The 16,204-nt window shown below is 64.5% G+C and carries 15 protein-coding genes; 4 read left to right on the top strand and 11 right to left on the bottom strand.

Annotation, left to right across the window (positions count from 1 at the left end):
• Positions 1 to 32 precede the first annotated feature (32 nt).
• From E7681_RS10665 to E7681_RS10655, 3 genes are all read right to left on the bottom strand, one after another.
• On the bottom strand, positions 33 to 1,967 hold the full coding sequence (locus E7681_RS10665) for an AAA family ATPase (protein ID WP_136339270.1): 1,935 nt from the start codon (positions 1,965 to 1,967) through the stop codon (positions 33 to 35).
• A 107-nt stretch (positions 1,968 to 2,074) separates the two neighbouring features.
• On the bottom strand, positions 2,075 to 3,205 hold the full coding sequence (locus tag E7681_RS10660) for a hypothetical protein (protein ID WP_136339269.1): 1,131 nt from the start codon (positions 3,203 to 3,205) through the stop codon (positions 2,075 to 2,077).
• Entirely contained in the window at positions 3,206 to 4,282 is a 1,077-nt protein-coding gene (locus E7681_RS10655; RefSeq protein ID WP_136339268.1) for a coiled-coil domain-containing protein, read from the bottom strand.
• A 205-nt stretch (positions 4,283 to 4,487) separates the two neighbouring features.
• On the opposite strand from E7681_RS10655, the gene E7681_RS10650 reads away from it, so the two are divergent.
• Together E7681_RS10650 and E7681_RS10645 are read left to right on the top strand one after the other, a co-directional pair.
• Positions 4,488 to 5,042 (top strand): hypothetical protein, encoded by a 555-nt coding sequence (locus E7681_RS10650; protein ID WP_136339267.1) that lies wholly within the window; start codon positions 4,488 to 4,490, stop codon positions 5,040 to 5,042.
• Between the two features lie 34 nt (positions 5,043 to 5,076).
• Positions 5,077 to 5,415 carry a cupin domain-containing protein gene (locus E7681_RS10645; protein WP_136339266.1) on the top strand — a complete coding sequence of 113 codons (339 nt, stop codon included), beginning with the start codon at positions 5,077 to 5,079 and terminating at the stop codon, positions 5,413 to 5,415.
• 74 nt (positions 5,416 to 5,489) lie between these two features.
• Here the strand turns inward: E7681_RS10645 and E7681_RS10640 are convergent, their stop codons facing one another.
• Positions 5,490 to 6,698 carry an aminopeptidase P family protein gene (locus E7681_RS10640; protein ID WP_136339265.1) on the bottom strand — a complete coding sequence of 403 codons (1,209 nt, stop codon included), beginning with the start codon at positions 6,696 to 6,698 and terminating at the stop codon, positions 5,490 to 5,492.
• Positions 6,699 to 6,860: 162 nt separating this feature from the next.
• On the opposite strand from E7681_RS10640, the gene E7681_RS10635 reads away from it, so the two are divergent.
• Complete coding sequence (locus E7681_RS10635) at positions 6,861 to 7,862, top strand: P1 family peptidase (RefSeq protein WP_136339264.1); 1,002 nt, start codon at positions 6,861 to 6,863, stop codon at positions 7,860 to 7,862.
• Positions 7,863 to 7,955: 93 nt separating this feature from the next.
• Here E7681_RS10635 and E7681_RS10630 read toward each other — a convergent pair whose 3' ends face one another.
• Entirely contained in the window at positions 7,956 to 8,762 is an 807-nt protein-coding gene (locus E7681_RS10630; RefSeq protein ID WP_136339263.1) for an alpha/beta hydrolase, read from the bottom strand.
• A 97-nt stretch (positions 8,763 to 8,859) separates the two neighbouring features.
• Between E7681_RS10630 and E7681_RS10625 the strand changes: the two genes are divergently transcribed.
• Positions 8,860 to 10,341 (top strand): NAD-dependent succinate-semialdehyde dehydrogenase, encoded by a 1,482-nt coding sequence (locus tag E7681_RS10625; RefSeq protein ID WP_136339262.1) that lies wholly within the window; start codon positions 8,860 to 8,862, stop codon positions 10,339 to 10,341.
• Positions 10,342 to 10,353: 12 nt separating this feature from the next.
• Here the strand turns inward: E7681_RS10625 and E7681_RS10620 are convergent, their stop codons facing one another.
• The 6 genes from E7681_RS10620 to glcE all read right to left on the bottom strand — a co-directional run bounded on the left by E7681_RS10620 (position 10,354) and on the right by glcE (position 16,175).
• Positions 10,354 to 10,761 carry a globin domain-containing protein gene (locus E7681_RS10620; RefSeq protein ID WP_168733192.1) on the bottom strand — a complete coding sequence of 136 codons (408 nt, stop codon included), beginning with the start codon at positions 10,759 to 10,761 and terminating at the stop codon, positions 10,354 to 10,356.
• A 112-nt stretch (positions 10,762 to 10,873) separates the two neighbouring features.
• The gene (locus tag E7681_RS10615) at positions 10,874 to 12,088 is read right to left on the bottom strand and encodes an aminotransferase-like domain-containing protein (RefSeq protein WP_136339260.1); all 1,215 of its coding nucleotides are present in this window, start codon (positions 12,086 to 12,088) and stop codon (positions 10,874 to 10,876) included.
• A 179-nt stretch (positions 12,089 to 12,267) separates the two neighbouring features.
• Positions 12,268 to 12,735: an Hsp20 family protein gene (locus E7681_RS10610; protein ID WP_136339259.1), complete on the bottom strand. Its 468-nt coding sequence runs from the start codon at positions 12,733 to 12,735 to the stop codon at positions 12,268 to 12,270.
• 126 nt (positions 12,736 to 12,861) lie between these two features.
• Positions 12,862 to 13,677, bottom strand: a complete 816-nt coding sequence (locus E7681_RS10605) for a trypsin-like serine peptidase (RefSeq protein ID WP_136339258.1) — start codon at positions 13,675 to 13,677, stop codon at positions 12,862 to 12,864.
• A 63-nt stretch (positions 13,678 to 13,740) separates the two neighbouring features.
• Positions 13,741 to 15,063 (bottom strand): glycolate oxidase subunit GlcF, encoded by a 1,323-nt coding sequence (glcF, locus tag E7681_RS10600; protein WP_136339257.1) that lies wholly within the window; start codon positions 15,061 to 15,063, stop codon positions 13,741 to 13,743.
• Positions 15,063 to 16,175: a glycolate oxidase subunit GlcE gene (glcE, locus tag E7681_RS10595; protein ID WP_136339256.1), complete on the bottom strand. Its 1,113-nt coding sequence runs from the start codon at positions 16,173 to 16,175 to the stop codon at positions 15,063 to 15,065. The genes glcF and glcE overlap by 1 nt, the downstream gene beginning before the upstream one ends.
• Positions 16,176 to 16,204: the final 29 nt, after the last annotated feature.

Raw genomic sequence — 16,204 nt, 5'->3', positions numbered from 1 at the left:
CTGGCGTTTCCCTCTGGTGTCAGAAACAGCCATCACCCCTTCCCCTCCAGATACCGCCGTTTCGCCTCTTCCGTACGCCCGAAATCCCGTACCATTGCCTCGATGGCCACCTCGTCCGACTTGTCGGCATAGCGGAACTCAGAGTCGGCGTAGCGGTTGATCTCCTGGATCACCATCTCCACCGTGATCGGGCGGCGCAGGTCTTCGATCATCGCCAGCTTGCGTTCATACGGTTGGAACAGGAACAGGTCGGGCTGCTCCATCCACTCATCCGGCAGCTCGAAATCCATCGCGCGGACCTTCACGGCGTCGGTGATGTTCTTGATCGCCCGCCCGGTGAACCGTTCATCCGCCTGCTGGATCGCCTTCAGGTACGTCCCCAGCTTGGCAATCGTGTTCAGATCCCCGACCTGCCCCTGCACGCGGTCGTAAACATCGATCAGTCCGGCCTCATGCGGGCGCGCGTGCCCCTCGAACGAGCGTGCAACAGCCCGCTTGATCTCCTGGGCGGCGTAAAGCTCATGCTCACCCAGCGGGATGTCGTGCTTCTTGCCCAACAGCAGCGCCAGGATGTCGATGTAATCCTCGCGCGTTTGCGGCCCGTCCACCAGGAACCGCGCCCCGGCCCGCTGGCGCAAGGCGTCGTCCACGTTCTCGGGGTAGTTCGAGAACATCCCGAAGGTGCAGTTCCCCCGCACCACCGTATTGGCCCCGGCGAATGCTTCCATGAACACCGCCGTCACCTCTTGCTGGCCCGCGCTGGACTGACGATCCCCCCGCTTCCCCGCGATCTGGTCGATGTCGTCGATGGTCCCAAATCCGATCACCGAAGGATCCAACACGTTGTTCACAAAGGCCTTTGCATTCTGCCCCGACTTGCCCTGATAGCTGTCGATATTGTCGATGCCAAAGTTCTGATACCGGAACGGATAGCCCGCCACCTGACAATATTCGTGAACCAACCCCGCCATCATCTGGATCAAGGTCGTCTTGCCCGTTCCCGGCTTGCCGTCGCCCATAAAGGTGAAAATGAAGCCGCCCAGTTCCGCGAACGGGTTCAGTTTCCGCGAAAAATCATAGGCCATCAGCATCTTGGCCAGACGCATCGCCTGATACTTGGCGATGTGGTTGCCCACCACCTGATGCGGCGCCTTGAACTGCATGGTCAGGGTCGTGCCCACCGCCTTGCGCGCGGGGGTAAAGCCCTGCAGCGTCAGATCATCCGCCTCGATCCGCCAACTGGCCGTGCCGAACCCCTCCAGCCGCGGCGCGGATTGGGCACGCAAGGCCACCCGCTCCATCAGCGCCTCGGCAAACGCGGCCAGCGTGGCCACCAGATGCGGCTCGTCAGAGGCATGGGTTGCGATATCCTGATCCAGCTCCCACAACACACCGTGCAAAGCCAGCTGAGCATTGTCCGTCAACACCTCCTGCGGCTGGGCCACGGCCACCGCCAGCTCGGGCTGATGCGGCGCCAAAAGATACGCCAGCGTATTGCCGAAGACATGCATCGAAACCAACGCCTCAGCGGCCAGCAACTCCGCAAACTCGCCCTTGCGCGCGGGCGGCAAAGACCCCTCCAGATTGGCCCGCTTCAACGCGTCCAAGCCGACCTGTGCCGCATAGCCCTGCCCCATCGCCAAGGCGACCGCCAAGGCCCGCCGCAACGCATTCATCACCGTCGCCTGCAAGGGCGAGACCAACGCATCCCCCCCATCCGCCGCCTCGATCCGCTCCAACAGGCGCACCCCTTCGGCCCGCACGGTCGAACGCGTCACCATCCCCGGCGTGGTCGAACGGAACCGCCGATGCCCCACCACCCCCGAGGACCGCTCCGGCCCCGGCACATCCCGCGCCTTGCCCAGCCGCGGCGTGTGGTCAAACCCCTCCAACAACGCCAAGGCCGCCGGATAATGCGCGCGAATCTCGTCTTCGCGCAGCTCCATCAAATCGCTCGTCAGGCTCATCTCACAGCCCTTTCGCTTCTTTCTGACTCAAATACTCCCGCCGGAGGCACGGAAAATTCCCAATTTTCCGTTCAAAATTCCGTCCCGGAATTTTCCTCCGCCAGACATCACCGATAACTCAACACCCGACCTGCGGCGCCCACGACGAACTTGCGCACGCTGGCGAACCCGGCCGGCGCTTTCTCGGCCAGCACCTGATAGGGCCGCTCCGGCAGGATGATGCTCCGCTCGGTCCGCGTGGCCCCGGTATCCACGCCGCGCCCGCCGAACGGGTCCAGCGCGAACACCTCGCGCTCGGCGGTGCTGAACCAGCCGACCTTGGCCTCGGTCACCCGCTCGCTTTCCAGCTCTTCCACGGTCCAGGCCAACGCCCAGTCCTGACCTTCGGGGCTTTCGGCCTCGGCCAGCACCTCGCGCAGCGGGCCTGATTGCAGCGTGTAGGCATGCGAATACATCGGCCCCAGATGGATACGCCGCAGCCGCTTGGGATGCAGGTCGTTGAACTGCTCGTCGAAGCCCTTGGCAATGGTCACCAGCTTCAGCCCGCCCAGGGATTGCCCCATCAGGTGCGCCTGCGCTTCGGGCCAGCGGTGTTCGTCCTTGGGCAGGGCGTCCTTGCCGCTGTCCTCGACCTCCATCATGTAGATCACCGGCAGGTTCAGCTGGCTGTCATAGACCGCCCAGTGCAGCAGATAGCGCCGCCGGTCCTCCAGCCCGCTCAACCAGATCGCCCGAGGATCGTTGCGTGCCCAGAACAGCTGTCCACGCTGCAATTCCTCGTAGTACAGCCGCTGCGACAGCGCGAATTGCAGCCGCGTCGGCAGGCTCTGCTGGCCGACGATCTGCTCGACCATCTGCCGTTTGATCGCCTCGACGCCGGGCAACCCCTCCAGATGTTGCCGCGCCTGCAACGCGTCATTGGCCATCACCAGCAACTCGTTGAACACCGGGAACCCGCTGTCCACCGTGTCGATCGAGAGCGAGCCAAAGAACTGCCCCGTCTCGCGCCCGACCAGCAGGTATTTCATGCTCAGCGCGCGGAAGGTGTAGCCGATCATCGCCAGATAGCGCGTCAGCACCTCGACCTCGTCGCCCGACAATTCCCCGTCCGCGCGCATCTGCGCGGCGACGCGGGTCAGGTGGCCGGTGATCACATCGAACTTGCGGAAATACCTCCGGCTGGCGAAGGTATCGCGCAGCGCCGCGTGATCGGCCTGAAGATCGACCTTGTCCGCCATTTACTGACCATACAGGTTCTTGTCGTGCTTCTCGACGATGGCTTGGAACCGACGGGCAAAGCGTTCGTCCGCCTTGGCCTTGGCCTCCAGCACCTGCCGGGCAAAGACCATGTGTTCCTCGTGCTTTTCCATCATGTCGGCCATGCGCTGGTTGGTCGCCGTGCCGATCGCGGCCATGGCGGCCTGCGCTTCCTTGTCGGTCTGCACGCCGATCTCGTTGATCCGGTGCGCGATGTCCTGCTGCTGGGCGGTTTTCAGCGACTTGGTCAGCGCATCGTACAGGATCACCCGCTGCTTGGTATCCGTCTGCAGCTTGTTGATCAGCACCATCTGCGTCGCCGCCTGGTTCTGCAGGGAATCGACCCAGGTCTTGCCCTTCTCGATATAGCGTTCCAGCGTCTGCGACTTGGCCAGCTTGACCTGCTCTTGCTGCACCAGCTCGTTGTACTGCTTGTTCAGCTCGGCCAGCTGAGTCTCCAGCTTGGTGCGTTCCGCCGCGTCCTGCGTGACGCTGATCTTGTTCTCCAGCTCGATGATCTTGGGGTCCATGCCCAGGATCTCGGCCCGCACGGTTTCCAGCTCCTGCACGGTGAATTCCCGCTCGTCCAGCGTTTCCGTCAGGTTGGTTTCCACCTTGCCCTTCTGGTCGTTCAGCGTGGCCAGCTGGCTTTCCAGCAGCTTGGTGATGATGTCCGACTTGCCGATCAGGTCCTGCAGCTTGTCGTCGATATTGGCCGTGCGCATCCGCTCCTGCCGCAATGAGTCTGACTTGCCCTTGCTGAAGATGCCGACAAAACTTTCCCACCCGGTTTTCGAGCGCATTTCGTCGAAATCCTTGGAAAACGCCGCCGTCACATCGTCCAGCCCCATGATCAGCTCGGCGATATTGGCGTTCATCACCTCGGTATGGGCGTGCACGTCGTCCAGCGTCGCGTTCTCGATGTCGATCATCGCGTCGTCGCCGGTCTTGATCTTCTGGCGTGCCGTGTCGATGCGGGCGGTCAGCTCCGAAATCCGGGCCTGCGCCTCGGCCACCTGCTTTTGCGATTCCAGGACCTGCGCTTCAAAATTCGCCATCACATACTCCCTGAATGAAACCTTTAATTCATATGGGGGATGTGAAACGGCTTTACATCCCCCGGTCAAAACGAAACCTGCAGGGATGTTCGCAAATCGCCCCCCCGTTGGAAAGAGGCAAGCCGCCAAAGGTCAGGAAAATCCCACTTGCCCGCGCGCACACGCCCCGCCACAGTCCGATCATTCCCAACCCCCGGAGATTTCGATGACCCGCCTGATTGCCCCGCTCCTTGCGCTTGCCCTGCTGCCCGCCACCGCCCACGCGGACGAGATCACGGACGCGCTCGACGCCGCCACCGCCGCCTACAAGAACGGCGAAATCCAATACGCGCTCGAGGAGCTCGACTTCGCCCGCAACAAGATGCTGACCCTGAAAACCGACGCGCTGACCGCCTACCTGCCCGAGGCCCCCGCCGGCTGGACCCGCACCGTCAACACCGAGATGAACGCCGGCATGGCCATGATGGGCGGCGGTGTCGGTGCCGAGGCGCGCTATAATTCCGACGACGCCGAGTTCACCATCACCATGATGGCCGACAACCCGATGGTCGCCAGCATGGGCGCGATGCTGGCCAATGCCGGCATGATGGGCCTGAAACTCGAACGCATCGGGCGCCAGAAATTCATGGTGCAAGAGGGCGAATATACCGGCCTCGTCGACAACCGCGTCCTGATCCAGGCCCGCGGCGACCAGCCCGATCTGATCCTCGACACCCTGAAAACCATCGACTTCACGGCCCTTGGCAAATTCGGCAACTAAGGCCAGTCTGGCGCGAAACAGCCAAAGGCCCGCCATGACCGAATACCTGCCCGTCACCGCCTCCGTCCCCCCGGAAACCGACCGACCCGCCCCCGATCGCCTGATCGAGGGCGACCCGGTCTTCACCACCTGGAACCTGGAAGAGGCCGACGGCCTCTATTGCGGCATCTGGCGCTCCACCCCGGGCACCTGGCGCGTGCAATATGACGAATGGGAATACTGCCGCATCCTGTCCGGCCTCTCCATCCTCACCCAGGACGGCCAGCCCCCGGTGACCCTGCGCGCCGGAGACAGCTTCATCCTGCGCCCCGGCTTCCGCGGCACCTGGCAGGTCGTCGAAACCACGACCAAGGACTACGTCATCCGTCTCTGACGCCTGTCCTTCTTCTTTTTCCAAATATCCCGGGGGGCGGCCGCAGGCCGGTTGGGGGGCAGCGCCCCCCTCCCTCAGCCCACCACGTTGAACTCCGGCCCGTACGGGTAGCCCGTGATATCCTCGGCCCCGTCCTCGGTGATGACCAGGATATCATGCTCGCGGTATCCCCCGGCCCCCGGCTGGCCATCCGCGATGGTCAGCATCGGCTCCATGCTGATCACCATGCCCGGTTCCAGCACCGTGTCGATATCCTCGCGCAGCTCCAGCCCCGCCTCGCGCCCGTAATAGTGCGACAGCACCCCGAACGAGTGTCCATACCCAAACGTACGGTACTGCAGCAGGTCGCGCTCCTCGAAGAAGGCGTTTACCGCATGCGTCACCTCGGAGCAGCTGACCCCCGGCTTCAACAGGCTCATCCCGTATTCATGGGCGGCGACGTTGGCCTCCCAGATTTTCAGGCTGGCCGCATCGACCTCGTGCACGAACATGGTGCGCTCCAGCGCGGTGTAATAGCCGCTGATCATCGGAAAGGTGTTGAGGCTCAGGATATCGCCCCGCTCCAGCACCCGCGCCGTCACCGGGTTATGCGCACCATCGGTGTTCAGCCCCGACTGGAACCACACCCAGGTGTCGCGGTATTCGGCATCGGGGAAAGAGCGTGCGATCTCCGCCTCCATCGCATCCCGACCGGCCATCGCCACGTCAATCTCGCGCGCGCCCAGCTTCACCGCATCACGGATCGCATAACCGCCCACATCCGCAACCCGAGCCCCCTCGCGGATCAGCGCGATCTCGGCCTCGGATTTGTGCATACGCTGCCGCATGGTCGCCTCGTGCAGGTCCACCATCCGGGCCGGCGCCAGGAACGCCTGCAGCTTGGCGCGCTGCAACATGGTCAGGTGGTCGCCCTCATAGCCGATCACCGCCGCCGATCCCGCGACCGAGCGCACCGCCCGCCAGTAGTTATCCCGCTGCCAGTCGGTATAGGTGATGTTATCGCACCAGCACCGCCGCCACGGCTGCCCCGCGTCGATGCCCGCGCTGATCGTCACGCAATCGCTCGCCGTCACGACCAGCCCATAGGGCCGCCCGAACGAGCAATACAGAAACCCGCTGTAATACGCGATATTGTGCATCGAGGTCAGCACAACCGCGCCCACCCCCGCATCCGCCATAATCGCGCGCAGCCCGGCCACGCGCGCCTCATACTCAGCCACCGCGAACGGCAGGACAACCTTGTCCCCGTTGTGATAGCGATACATTTCAGGACGTTCAGTCATTTCGACCCTCCTAAGAAATAGAAAGGTCCCGGCGTACAGGACGGCAAAGGGCGCATGATCTCACGTCATGTGGCGACGCCATCGCCTCGCCCTGCGCACACCTTGCCCAATCCGCCCGATCTGGCAAGATGGTTTGCGACACATAGACAGGATTTCCGACAGATGAGCAGCACTCCGCGCCCCGGCCCGCAGAATTTGATCACCGATGTGGCGGGGCTGCGAGTCGGCAACGCGCAGGACGACCACATCAAGACCGGCGTGACCGTGCTGGTGGCCGACGCGCCCTTCACCGCGGGCGTCTGCGTCATGGGCGGCGCCCCCGGTGCGCGCGAAACAGACCTGCTGGCCCCCGACAAGACCGTGGAACAGGTGGACGCCCTCGTCCTCGCCGGCGGCTCGGCCTTCGGTCTGGACGCCGCCTCGGGCGTAGCCGACGCCCTGCGCGCCCAAGGCCGAGGCTTTGCCGTGGGTGACCAGCGCGTCCCCATCGTCCCCGGTGCGATCCTGTTCGACCTGATCAACGGCGGCGACAAGAACTGGCCCGAGAACCCCTATAAACGCCTCGGCGCCCAGGCCCTCGCCAACGCCGCCCCCCATTTCACGCTGGGCACCACAGGCGCCGGGACAGGCGCCACAACGGCCAACTGGAAAGGCGGCCTCGGCTCCGCCTCCATCGTGCTGCCCTCGGGCCACACGGTCGGCGCGCTGGTCGCGGTGAACGCCCTCGGCTCGGCGACGGTCGGCGACAGCAAACACTTCTGGGCCGCCCCGTTCGAGCACGCCTCCGAATACGGCCACCACGGCCCCGCGCTGCACTACGAGGACACTCATATCCCGCCGACGAAACTGGCCAGCCACGCCAACACGACGATCGGCATCGTCGCCACCGACGCCCACCTGACCCAAGCCCAATGCACCCGCATGGCCACGGCCGCACATGACGGCTACGCCCGCGCGCTCTTCCCGTCCCACACCCCAATGGACGGAGACCTGATCTTCGCAGCCGCCACCGGCACCAAACCGCTGGGCCACGTCGCATCGGACACGCTCTACCTCGGCCACGCCGCCGCCACCGTCATGGCCCGCGCCATCGCCCGCGCCATCCACGCAGCGATCACGGCCCCGGGCGACACGCACCCGACCTACCGCTCCCGCCACGGCTGACCTGGTTTCTTTCTGAACCAAATACTCCCGCCGGAGGCCCGGAAAATTTCAAATTTTCCGGTCAAAATTCCTCGAAGGAATTTTGCGCCCCGCTCAGAGGTCCGGCAACAGCCGGGCCAGCATCCGGCTTCCCACCTCGGCCATCCCGTCGACCACATCGAAATGATGCTTGCCCGGGTCGATCACGCAAGGACAGCCCCAGGCCTCGGCCAGTGCGGCGGCTTGCTCCAGGAACACCGGGCGTTCCTCGGCCCCGACCCAGACGACCACGGCGATCCCTTCGCGCGGCACCATCAGCGCCGGGCTTTCGGCTTCGGCCGCCGCCAGATCCAGCTTGAACGCGTCGTTCATCGAGGTCCGCAGCAACGGCCGCAGATCCGCCACCGGCGAGATCGGCATCACGCGCACCACCCGCTCGGCCACCGTCTCGGGCAGCACGCCGGGCACGCACATCCGCGCCACCAGGTGCCCGCCCGCCGAATGCCCCACCAGCACGATCGGCCCGGCCACCATGTCGGCCGCCACCGGGATCATATGCGCGATCTGCTGCGTGATATCCGCAATCGACACGTCCGGGCACAGATCATAGCTGGGCATCGCCACCGCCCAACCCGCCTGCACCGCGCCAGCCGCGAATCCCGACCAGTAGGACTTGTCGAACCGCAGCCAATAGCCCCCGTGCACGAAAACCAGCAGCCCCTTTGCCGTGCCCTCGGGCAGGAACAGGTCGAACCGCTGCCGCGCCGATGGCCCGTAGGGGATGTTCAGCTCGGCCGCTCCGGCCTCGCTCATCCCTTCGCGAAAGGCGGCTGCAGTTTCGGCCCAACGCAGCGGAAACGCATCGGCACCGGGAATATACGCCGCATTGGCATAGGCATCATCGAGGGTATCTTGACTCATTTGCTTAACATGTTAAGTTTCATTTGATCAAACGCGCTGGACAACCGTACTGCCAAGTGTTTTCCCTGTGCCAGAGCAAAATTCGAGAGGGGATGTTATGCTGGACACCAAAACCGATCTCAAATCGCTGTTGAAAGACCCCAGCCTGCTGGCCGAACGCGCCTATGCGGGCGGCGAGTGGCTGGACGGCGAAAATGGCGCGACCTTCCCGGTCACCAACCCGGCGCGTGGCGATGTCATCGCCAACATGTCCGATCTGTCGCGCGCGCAGGTGGCTCAGACCATCGCCGTGGCCGAAAAGGCCCAGAAAGAATGGGCCAAGTGGACCGGCAAGGAACGCGCCGCCGTCATGCGTCGCTGGTTCGACCTGATGATCGAAAACGCCGACGACCTGGCCACGATCCTGACCGCCGAGCAGGGCAAACCCCTGGCCGAAGCGCGCGGCGAAATCGTCTATGGCGCCTCGTTCATCGAATTCTTCGGCGAAGAGGCCAAGCGCATCTACGGCGAAACCATCCCCGGCCACCAGCGTGACAAGCGCATCACCGTGATCAAGCAGCCCATCGGTGTGGCCGCCTCGATCACGCCGTGGAACTTCCCGAACGCGATGATCACCCGCAAGGCCGGCCCCGCGCTGGCCGCCGGTTGCGCCTTTGTCGCCCGTCCCGCCGCCGAAACGCCGCTGTCGGCCACCGTTCTGGCCGTTCTGGCCGAGCGCGCCGGCATTCCCAAGGGCGTGTTCAGCGTCGTCACCTCGTCGCGCAGCAGCGAGATCGGCAAGGAGTTCTGCGAGAACCCCGCCGTCCGCAAGCTGACCTTCACCGGCTCGACCGAGGTTGGCCGCATCCTGCTGCGTCAGGCCGCCGATCAGGTCATGAAATGCTCGATGGAGCTGGGCGGCAACGCGCCCTTCATCGTGTTCGATGACGCCGATCTGGACGCCGCCGTCGCGGGCGCGATCCTGTGCAAGTTCCGCAACAACGGCCAGACCTGCGTTTGCGCGAACCGCATCTACGTGCAGGACGGCGTGTACGACGCCTTTGCCGAAAAGCTGAAGATCGCCGTCAGCCAGCTGAAGGTCGGCGATGGCCTGACCGCCGGCACCGATCTGGGCCCGCTGATCAACACCGACGCGATCACCAAGGTGCAGGAACACGTCGCCGACGCCACCGCCAAGGGCGGCAAGGTGATTCTGGGCGGCGGTGATCCGATCCAGGGCGCGGGGTATTTCCTGCCCCCGACCATCGTCACCGGCGCGACTCAGGACATGATGTTCGCCACCGACGAAACCTTTGGCCCGCTCGCGCCGCTGTTCCGCTTCAAGGACGAGGACGAGGTGATCCACATGGCCAATGACACGATCTTCGGTCTGGCCTCGTACTTCTACGCCAAGGACCTGAGCCGCGTGTACAAGGTCGCCGAGGCGCTGGAATACGGCATCGTCGGCGTCAACACCGGCATCATCTCGACCGAGGTCGCCCCCTTTGGCGGCGTCAAGCAGTCCGGTCTGGGCCGCGAAGGCAGCCACCACGGGATCGAGGATTACCTGGAGATGAAATACATCTGCATGTCCGTCTGATCACGACTCCGGTTAGTTTTCTGGCGGGTCGATCATTGCCGCGATCACCCGCCGGATCGCCGCCTGCCAGGCCAACAGGGCCGGCGGCGGCAGCTTGGGCGCCATCACGCTGCCCAACGCCTCCATCAGGGCCGTCTCTCCGGCGCGGAACTGCGCTTCGGTGATGCCCAGCCCGGCATGACTGCGCGCCAGCCGCGCGATGACGTCCTGCAATTTCTCCGGATCGAAACTCGCCTTGGCCAGCGTCGTCAGCACCGAGGCCAGCATTTCCTTTTGCGTCGCCATCTCGGCCCGGAACATCTGCCGCGTCTCAGGCACGGACGCGAACAGCCGGTCATAGAACTGCGTCGCAATTTCCGCCTTGTGCTGGAAAACCGACGGAAAGCTGTCCTTGATCAGGTTCAGGTTCTGCGGGTCCAAGGCGTGCCTCCGGAATGAAATGGGTTGGGCGAAATAGTCAGGGTCAGATTGCGCGAAATGCCTTAGCAAACCCTTAACGCGGCACGGAAAATCGGCCGCCTTCGCCCCCCATTCACGCCGGGGTCAGCGCCGCCGTCAGCACACGACCCAGCCGCGCGATGCCTTCGTCGATCGCCTGCTGCGACGGGCTGGAGAAGTTCAGCCGCAGCGAGTTCCGCCCCGAGCCGTCCGCAAAGAACGCGCCACCCGGCACGAACGCCACCTTTTCCGTCCGCAGCGCCTGCGCCAACAGCTCGGCCCCGTCCATGCCCTTGGGCAGGGTCAGCCAGACGAACATGCCGCCCTCGGGCCGGGTCCATTCCACGCCCGCCGGCATGTGCCGCTCCAGCGCCGCCAACATACGGTCCCGTCTGGAGCGATACAGCGCCCGCACCTGCTCGATATGGCCGTCGAAATCGTCGTTGGCGACCTCGGCAATCGCCATCTGGTTCAGCGTCGGCGTGTGCAGGTCGCCCGCCTGTTTCAGCAGCACCATCTGGCTGATCACCGGCTTGGCCGCACAGACCCAGCCGATCCGCAGACCCGGCGACAGCGTCTTGGAGAACGAGCCGCAATAGACCGTCCGGCAGGCGTCAATCGATCCCTTCCGCGCGATCTCCAGCGACAGGATCGGCGGGATCGCGGGGCCGTCATAGCGCAGCGACTGATAGGCCGCGTCCTCGATCACGGCGCAGTCCAGCTCCTCGGCCAGATCCAGCACCTGCTCGCGCTCGGTCTGGGTCAGCGTCACCCCGGTCGGGTTGGCGAAATCCACCGACAGGTAGGCGAACTTCACCCGGCCCGGCGCAGCCTGCGCGGCATAGTCCTGCGCGCTGCGATTGCCGCCCGGCTGCAGCCGGTCATAGCGCGGCTCATAGGCGTTGAACGCCCCCAGCGCGCCCAGATAGGTCGGCCAGCCCACCAGCGCGGTATCACCCGGCGACAGGAACAGCTTGCCCAGATAGTCCAGCGCCTGCTGAGACCCGCTGGTGATCAGGATATTGTCCGGCGTGCAGGCGATGCCGATGCGGCCCATCTCGGCCGCGATCCACTCGCGCAGCGGCTTATGCCCCTCGGACGTCGAATACTGCAGCGAGGCCGCGTGATTCCCGCCCCCCAGCACCTTGGCCATCGCCGCCTGGAACTTCTCGACCGGGAACAGCGCCGGGTCGGGGATGCCGCCGGCAAAGCTGATGATGTCGGGCTGATCCAGCAGTTTCAGCAGCTCCCGGATTTCCGAGGCCTTCATTCCCTTGATCCGGGTAGCGAAAAGATTAGGCAAGCTCATGGCCCGACTCCTGCAATTATGTTGCGCACCTTCGGGCAAGCGCGACATTAAGTCAATATAGCTGACATAATTCGTGATCGGCACGAAAAAGCCCGCCTTGCGGCAGGAGCAAGGCGGGCGCGCAGGGTCAGATTTCGGACGTACGGTTTACGGCAGAAATCTTACGATTCGGCGGGTTATCAATTCACTGCCTTGGCGTCCAAAACGTCCTTTTGGGCCGCAACACCGTTGGCGATTTCGATGCGCCGGGGCTTCAGCGCCTCGGGCATTTCGCGGATCAGATCGATGTGCAGCATCCCGTCGGCATGGGCCGCGCCGGTGACGCGCACGTGGTCGGCCAGGGTGAAGCGACGCTCGAACGCGCGGGTGGCGATGCCACGGTGCAGGTAGGTGCGCGGCTCGGCCTCTTCGGCTTTGCGGGCGGACACGACCAGCGCGTTTTCCTTCACCTCGACCGACAGATCATCGGCGGAAAACCCGGCGACAGCGATCGAGATGCGGTACGCATTCTCGTCGGTTTTTTCAATGTTATAAGGGGGATAGCTGGGCTGAGCCACATCGGCTGCAAACGCCCGGTCCACCATGTCCGCCAGTTGGTCAAAGCCGACAGTGGCGCGGTACAGGGGGGCAAGATCAAAGCTACGCATCGGGAATCCTCCGGTTGAGCGATACCAAAATTGGGTGCCTTCCAATGTGGACAGGCGGGTTGGGGGACCCATCCTTGGCGTCCCCGTATCGTTCAGGTGGTGGTGGATTTCCCCGGTTTCAAGGGGTTACGGTTTGACCGACTTCGCCCCGCCCGGGAACCGCCCCGTCACGGGGACCGCACCCTTGATCCGCGGCATGAAATCCTGGGTGACGCCGACGCCGCTAACCAATTGATTTTTCAGCAATTCCACGGCCCCATCCAGCTGTGCCCCCAAGGCGACACGCTTGCCCCCCATCTCGGCCTTGGCCGACACGACCGAGACAACCTGCGCCTGCCCGTTCCGCACCCGGAAAATCGGCGCCCCGGACGAGCCGAAATTCACGTCGCAACTGGTCACCAGCACGCCTTTGGTCCGCTGCAATACGTTGCAGCTGTTCTGCAGCGACGGTGCCGCCGCCCGGTCCAGCGCATAGGATACCACGCTGACGGATTCGCCCCGATCTGCCTGTTCCGCGGTCTCGAACGGGGTCACGATTGTGTTCTGCACCGGGCGCAAAAGTTGCAGCAATGCCAAGTCGTTACGTACTCTTTCAGCGGTGACATCCCCCTCGTACCGGTACGAGGGATGGATCACCACGCGCCGCACCCGGCGGTAAGCTTCGGCGCGGCCGTTGCGCAGGCCGGCCAGGAATTCGATGCTGCCGAAATCCACGCGCTGTCCGGTCGATGGTTCAAACAGGCAATGCGCCGCCGTCAGCACCAGATCGGGCGCGATCAGCGTGCCGGTGCAAAAGCCCTTGCCGCCCAGCTCCAGCCGCCCCACGGCTTCCCACCCGCGCGACTCGTCGCCCGTGTTCAACCGGCGTAGCGCCGAATCCTCGGCGCAAGCCGTTGAGACGACGCTGAAAAACGCCAATACGCTCAGGATCGCGCGGATCATGCTGCCTCCGGGTGTCTTGCCTGTTACGGTCTTATAGCACCGATTTGGCGAAAATTGGGCAGGTCAGCGCAGGATCGGCACGCCGTCATTGCGCCGCGCCTTGCCGTCCAGCGCCGGCGGGATCGGCCCGCCCGTCGCCCAATCCAGCAGCTCGACCGTATGCACCACCGGCACCTGCGTGCCAGATCCGATCTGGACCATGCACCCGATGTTCCCCGCCGCGATGATATCCGGCTTCACCGCCTCCAGCGTGCGCACCTTGCGCGCCTTCAGCTTGGCCGAAATCTCGGGCTGCATCAGGTTGTAAGTCCCTGCAGATCCACAACAAAGATGGCTATCCGCCGGCTCCGCCACCTTGAAGCCCGCGCGTTTCAGCAGGTCCTTGGGAAAGGTTTTCACCTTCTGCCCGTGCTGCAGAGAACAGGCGGCGTGATAGCCCACGGTCAGCTTCTTGTCCTCGCCTTCGGGCAAGTCCAGCTTCATCAGCAGCTCGGACACGTCCATCGCAATCCCCGAGACCCGCGCCGCGTCCGCAGCCAGCGGCTCGTTGCGGAACATGTAGCCGTAATCCTTCACCGTGGTGCCGCAGCCGCTGGTGTTGATGACGATCGCATCCAGCCCGTCGCCGTCCATCTCGGCCACCCAAGCCCGGATATTTTTCGCAGCAGTTGCGTGCGACTCGTCCTCGCGCCCCATATGATGTGTCAGCGCCCCGCAACAGCCCGCGCCCTTGGCCACGACCACCTCGCAGCCCAGACGGCGCAGCAGGCGGATCGTGGCGTCGTTGATGTCGGTGTTCAGTGCCTTCTGCGCACAGCCCGTCATCAGCGCCACCCGCATCTTGCGCGGCCCCTGCGGAGCAAAGCTTTGCGGGTCGTCATTGCGGCTGACCGGAGGGATGCTCTTCGGCGCCATCTGCAGCATCGCCTTCAGCCGCGCATCCGGCATCAGGAACGCAAACGGCCGCCCGATCTTGGCCCCCAACAGCGCCAGCCGGAACCGCCCCGGATAGGGCAGGATGCGCGACAGGATCCAGCGCAAGGCCCGGTCACTGAACGGCCGCTTGTATTTCTGCTCGATATAGGCCCGCGCCTGGTCGATCAGGTGCATGTAATGCACCCCACTGGGGCAGGTCGTCATGCACGCCAGACAGGACAGGCAGCGGTCGATATGCTTGACGGTCTTGGCGTCGGGGACCCGCTCGTTCTCCAGCATATCCTTGATCAGGTAGATACGCCCGCGCGGGCTGTCCAATTCGTCGCCCAAGACCTGGTAGGTCGGGCAGGTCGCAGTACAAAATCCGCAATGCACACAGGCGCGCAGGATTTCGTTGGCGCGCTGGAGCGCCGGGTCTTCCAGCTGTTTTTCTGTGAAATAAGTCTGCATCAGCCCATCAGCCCCGGATTGAAAATGCCACGCGGGTCGAACTTCGCCCGCAACCCGCTAGAGATCGCCGCCACCGGCGCCAGCTCGGGCTGGAACACCGGCACACCGGCCTGCGCCCGCCCCCGGATCAGCGTCGCATGGCCGCCAAACGCCGCCAGAGCGGGCCGAATGGCCGTCGCATCACCCGGTTGCACCAACAGCCAGACCAAACCACCACCCCAATCGTAAATCGCCCGGTGCCGCACACCCGCCGCGTCCAGCGCCTCGCTCAGCTTCGGCCCGTCGGACGGCTTAACCGACACGCGCCACACATCGCCCTCGGCCTCAGCAAAGGGCGTGACATCGCGCACCTCCTGCCACAGCGCCTGGCTTTCCGCCCCCTCGACCACATCGAACCCCGCCAGACAGCCCTTGCGCAACTGATCCACACGGTAAGCGACCGAGCCCGCCAGCCCCTCCAGCCGAACCTGCGTCCGCCCTTCCAGATGCGCCGCCCCCGACACGTCATAAGGCGCGCCCAAGGCTTCGCTCAGCAGCGCCACGCCCTCAGCCGCACTCGCCCCGCGCTTGACCAGCGTGGCCTCGGCCTGCGGCACAGCCAGCACCTTGAACGACAGCTCGGTCATCACGCCCAACGTGCCCCACGACCCCGCCATCAATTTCACCAGATCATAGCCGGTCACGTTCTTCATCACGCGCCCACCGTTCTTCAGCACCCGGCCCGTACCATCGACGAACCGCACCCCCAGCAAGAAATCCCGGCACGCCCCAACCTGCACACGCCGAGGCCCGCTGACATTCGCCGCAACAACCCCGCCCATGGTCGGCTCCCCGTCCGAGCCCAGCAAAGCCCGATGATCCATGGGCTCGAACGGCAGTCGCTGCCCCTCGGCCGCCAGCACCCGCTCCACCTCGGCGACCGGCGTCCCCGCCTTCACCACCAGCGTCAACGCCCCCGGCTCATGCAGCACCACTCCCGACATCCCGGACATGTCCAGCACCTCGCCCGCCATCGGCGCCCCGATCGGCCGAGTTCCACCGCCGCGCACCCGCAAGGGCCCGTTGGTTCCGGCCACCATCTCGGCCAGTTCGGCCTCTGTCTGCGGTTTCATATCGTCTTCTTTCTGATGCAAATACTCTG

The organism is Thalassobius vesicularis (assembly GCF_004799325.1).
GTDB classification, from domain to species: Bacteria; Pseudomonadota; Alphaproteobacteria; order Rhodobacterales; family Rhodobacteraceae; genus Thalassobius; species Thalassobius vesicularis.
This window is presented reverse-complemented; position numbering and strand designations above follow the sequence as displayed.

Coding starts and splice junctions, on each gene's coding strand:
- E7681_RS10655 (WP_136339268.1), bottom strand. CDS start 4,282: ATGGCGAATTTTGAAGCGCAGGTCCTGGAATCGCAAAAGCAGGTGGCC.
- E7681_RS10645 (WP_136339266.1), top strand. CDS start 5,077: ATGACCGAATACCTGCCCGTCACCGCCTCCGTCCCCCCGGAAACCGAC.
- E7681_RS10615 (WP_136339260.1), bottom strand. CDS start 12,088: ATGAGCTTGCCTAATCTTTTCGCTACCCGGATCAAGGGAATGAAGGCC.
- E7681_RS10610 (WP_136339259.1), bottom strand. CDS start 12,735: ATGCGTAGCTTTGATCTTGCCCCCCTGTACCGCGCCACTGTCGGCTTT.
- E7681_RS10625 (WP_136339262.1), top strand. CDS start 8,860: ATGCTGGACACCAAAACCGATCTCAAATCGCTGTTGAAAGACCCCAGC.
- E7681_RS10660 (WP_136339269.1), bottom strand. CDS start 3,205: ATGGCGGACAAGGTCGATCTTCAGGCCGATCACGCGGCGCTGCGCGAT.
- glcE (WP_136339256.1), bottom strand. CDS start 16,175: ATGAAACCGCAGACAGAGGCCGAACTGGCCGAGATGGTGGCCGGAACC.
- E7681_RS10605 (WP_136339258.1), bottom strand. CDS start 13,677: ATGATCCGCGCGATCCTGAGCGTATTGGCGTTTTTCAGCGTCGTCTCA.
- E7681_RS10650 (WP_136339267.1), top strand. CDS start 4,488: ATGACCCGCCTGATTGCCCCGCTCCTTGCGCTTGCCCTGCTGCCCGCC.
- E7681_RS10665 (WP_136339270.1), bottom strand. CDS start 1,967: ATGAGCCTGACGAGCGATTTGATGGAGCTGCGCGAAGACGAGATTCGC.
- E7681_RS10635 (WP_136339264.1), top strand. CDS start 6,861: ATGAGCAGCACTCCGCGCCCCGGCCCGCAGAATTTGATCACCGATGTG.
- glcF (WP_136339257.1), bottom strand. CDS start 15,063: ATGCAGACTTATTTCACAGAAAAACAGCTGGAAGACCCGGCGCTCCAG.
- E7681_RS10630 (WP_136339263.1), bottom strand. CDS start 8,762: ATGAGTCAAGATACCCTCGATGATGCCTATGCCAATGCGGCGTATATT.
- E7681_RS10640 (WP_136339265.1), bottom strand. CDS start 6,698: ATGACTGAACGTCCTGAAATGTATCGCTATCACAACGGGGACAAGGTT.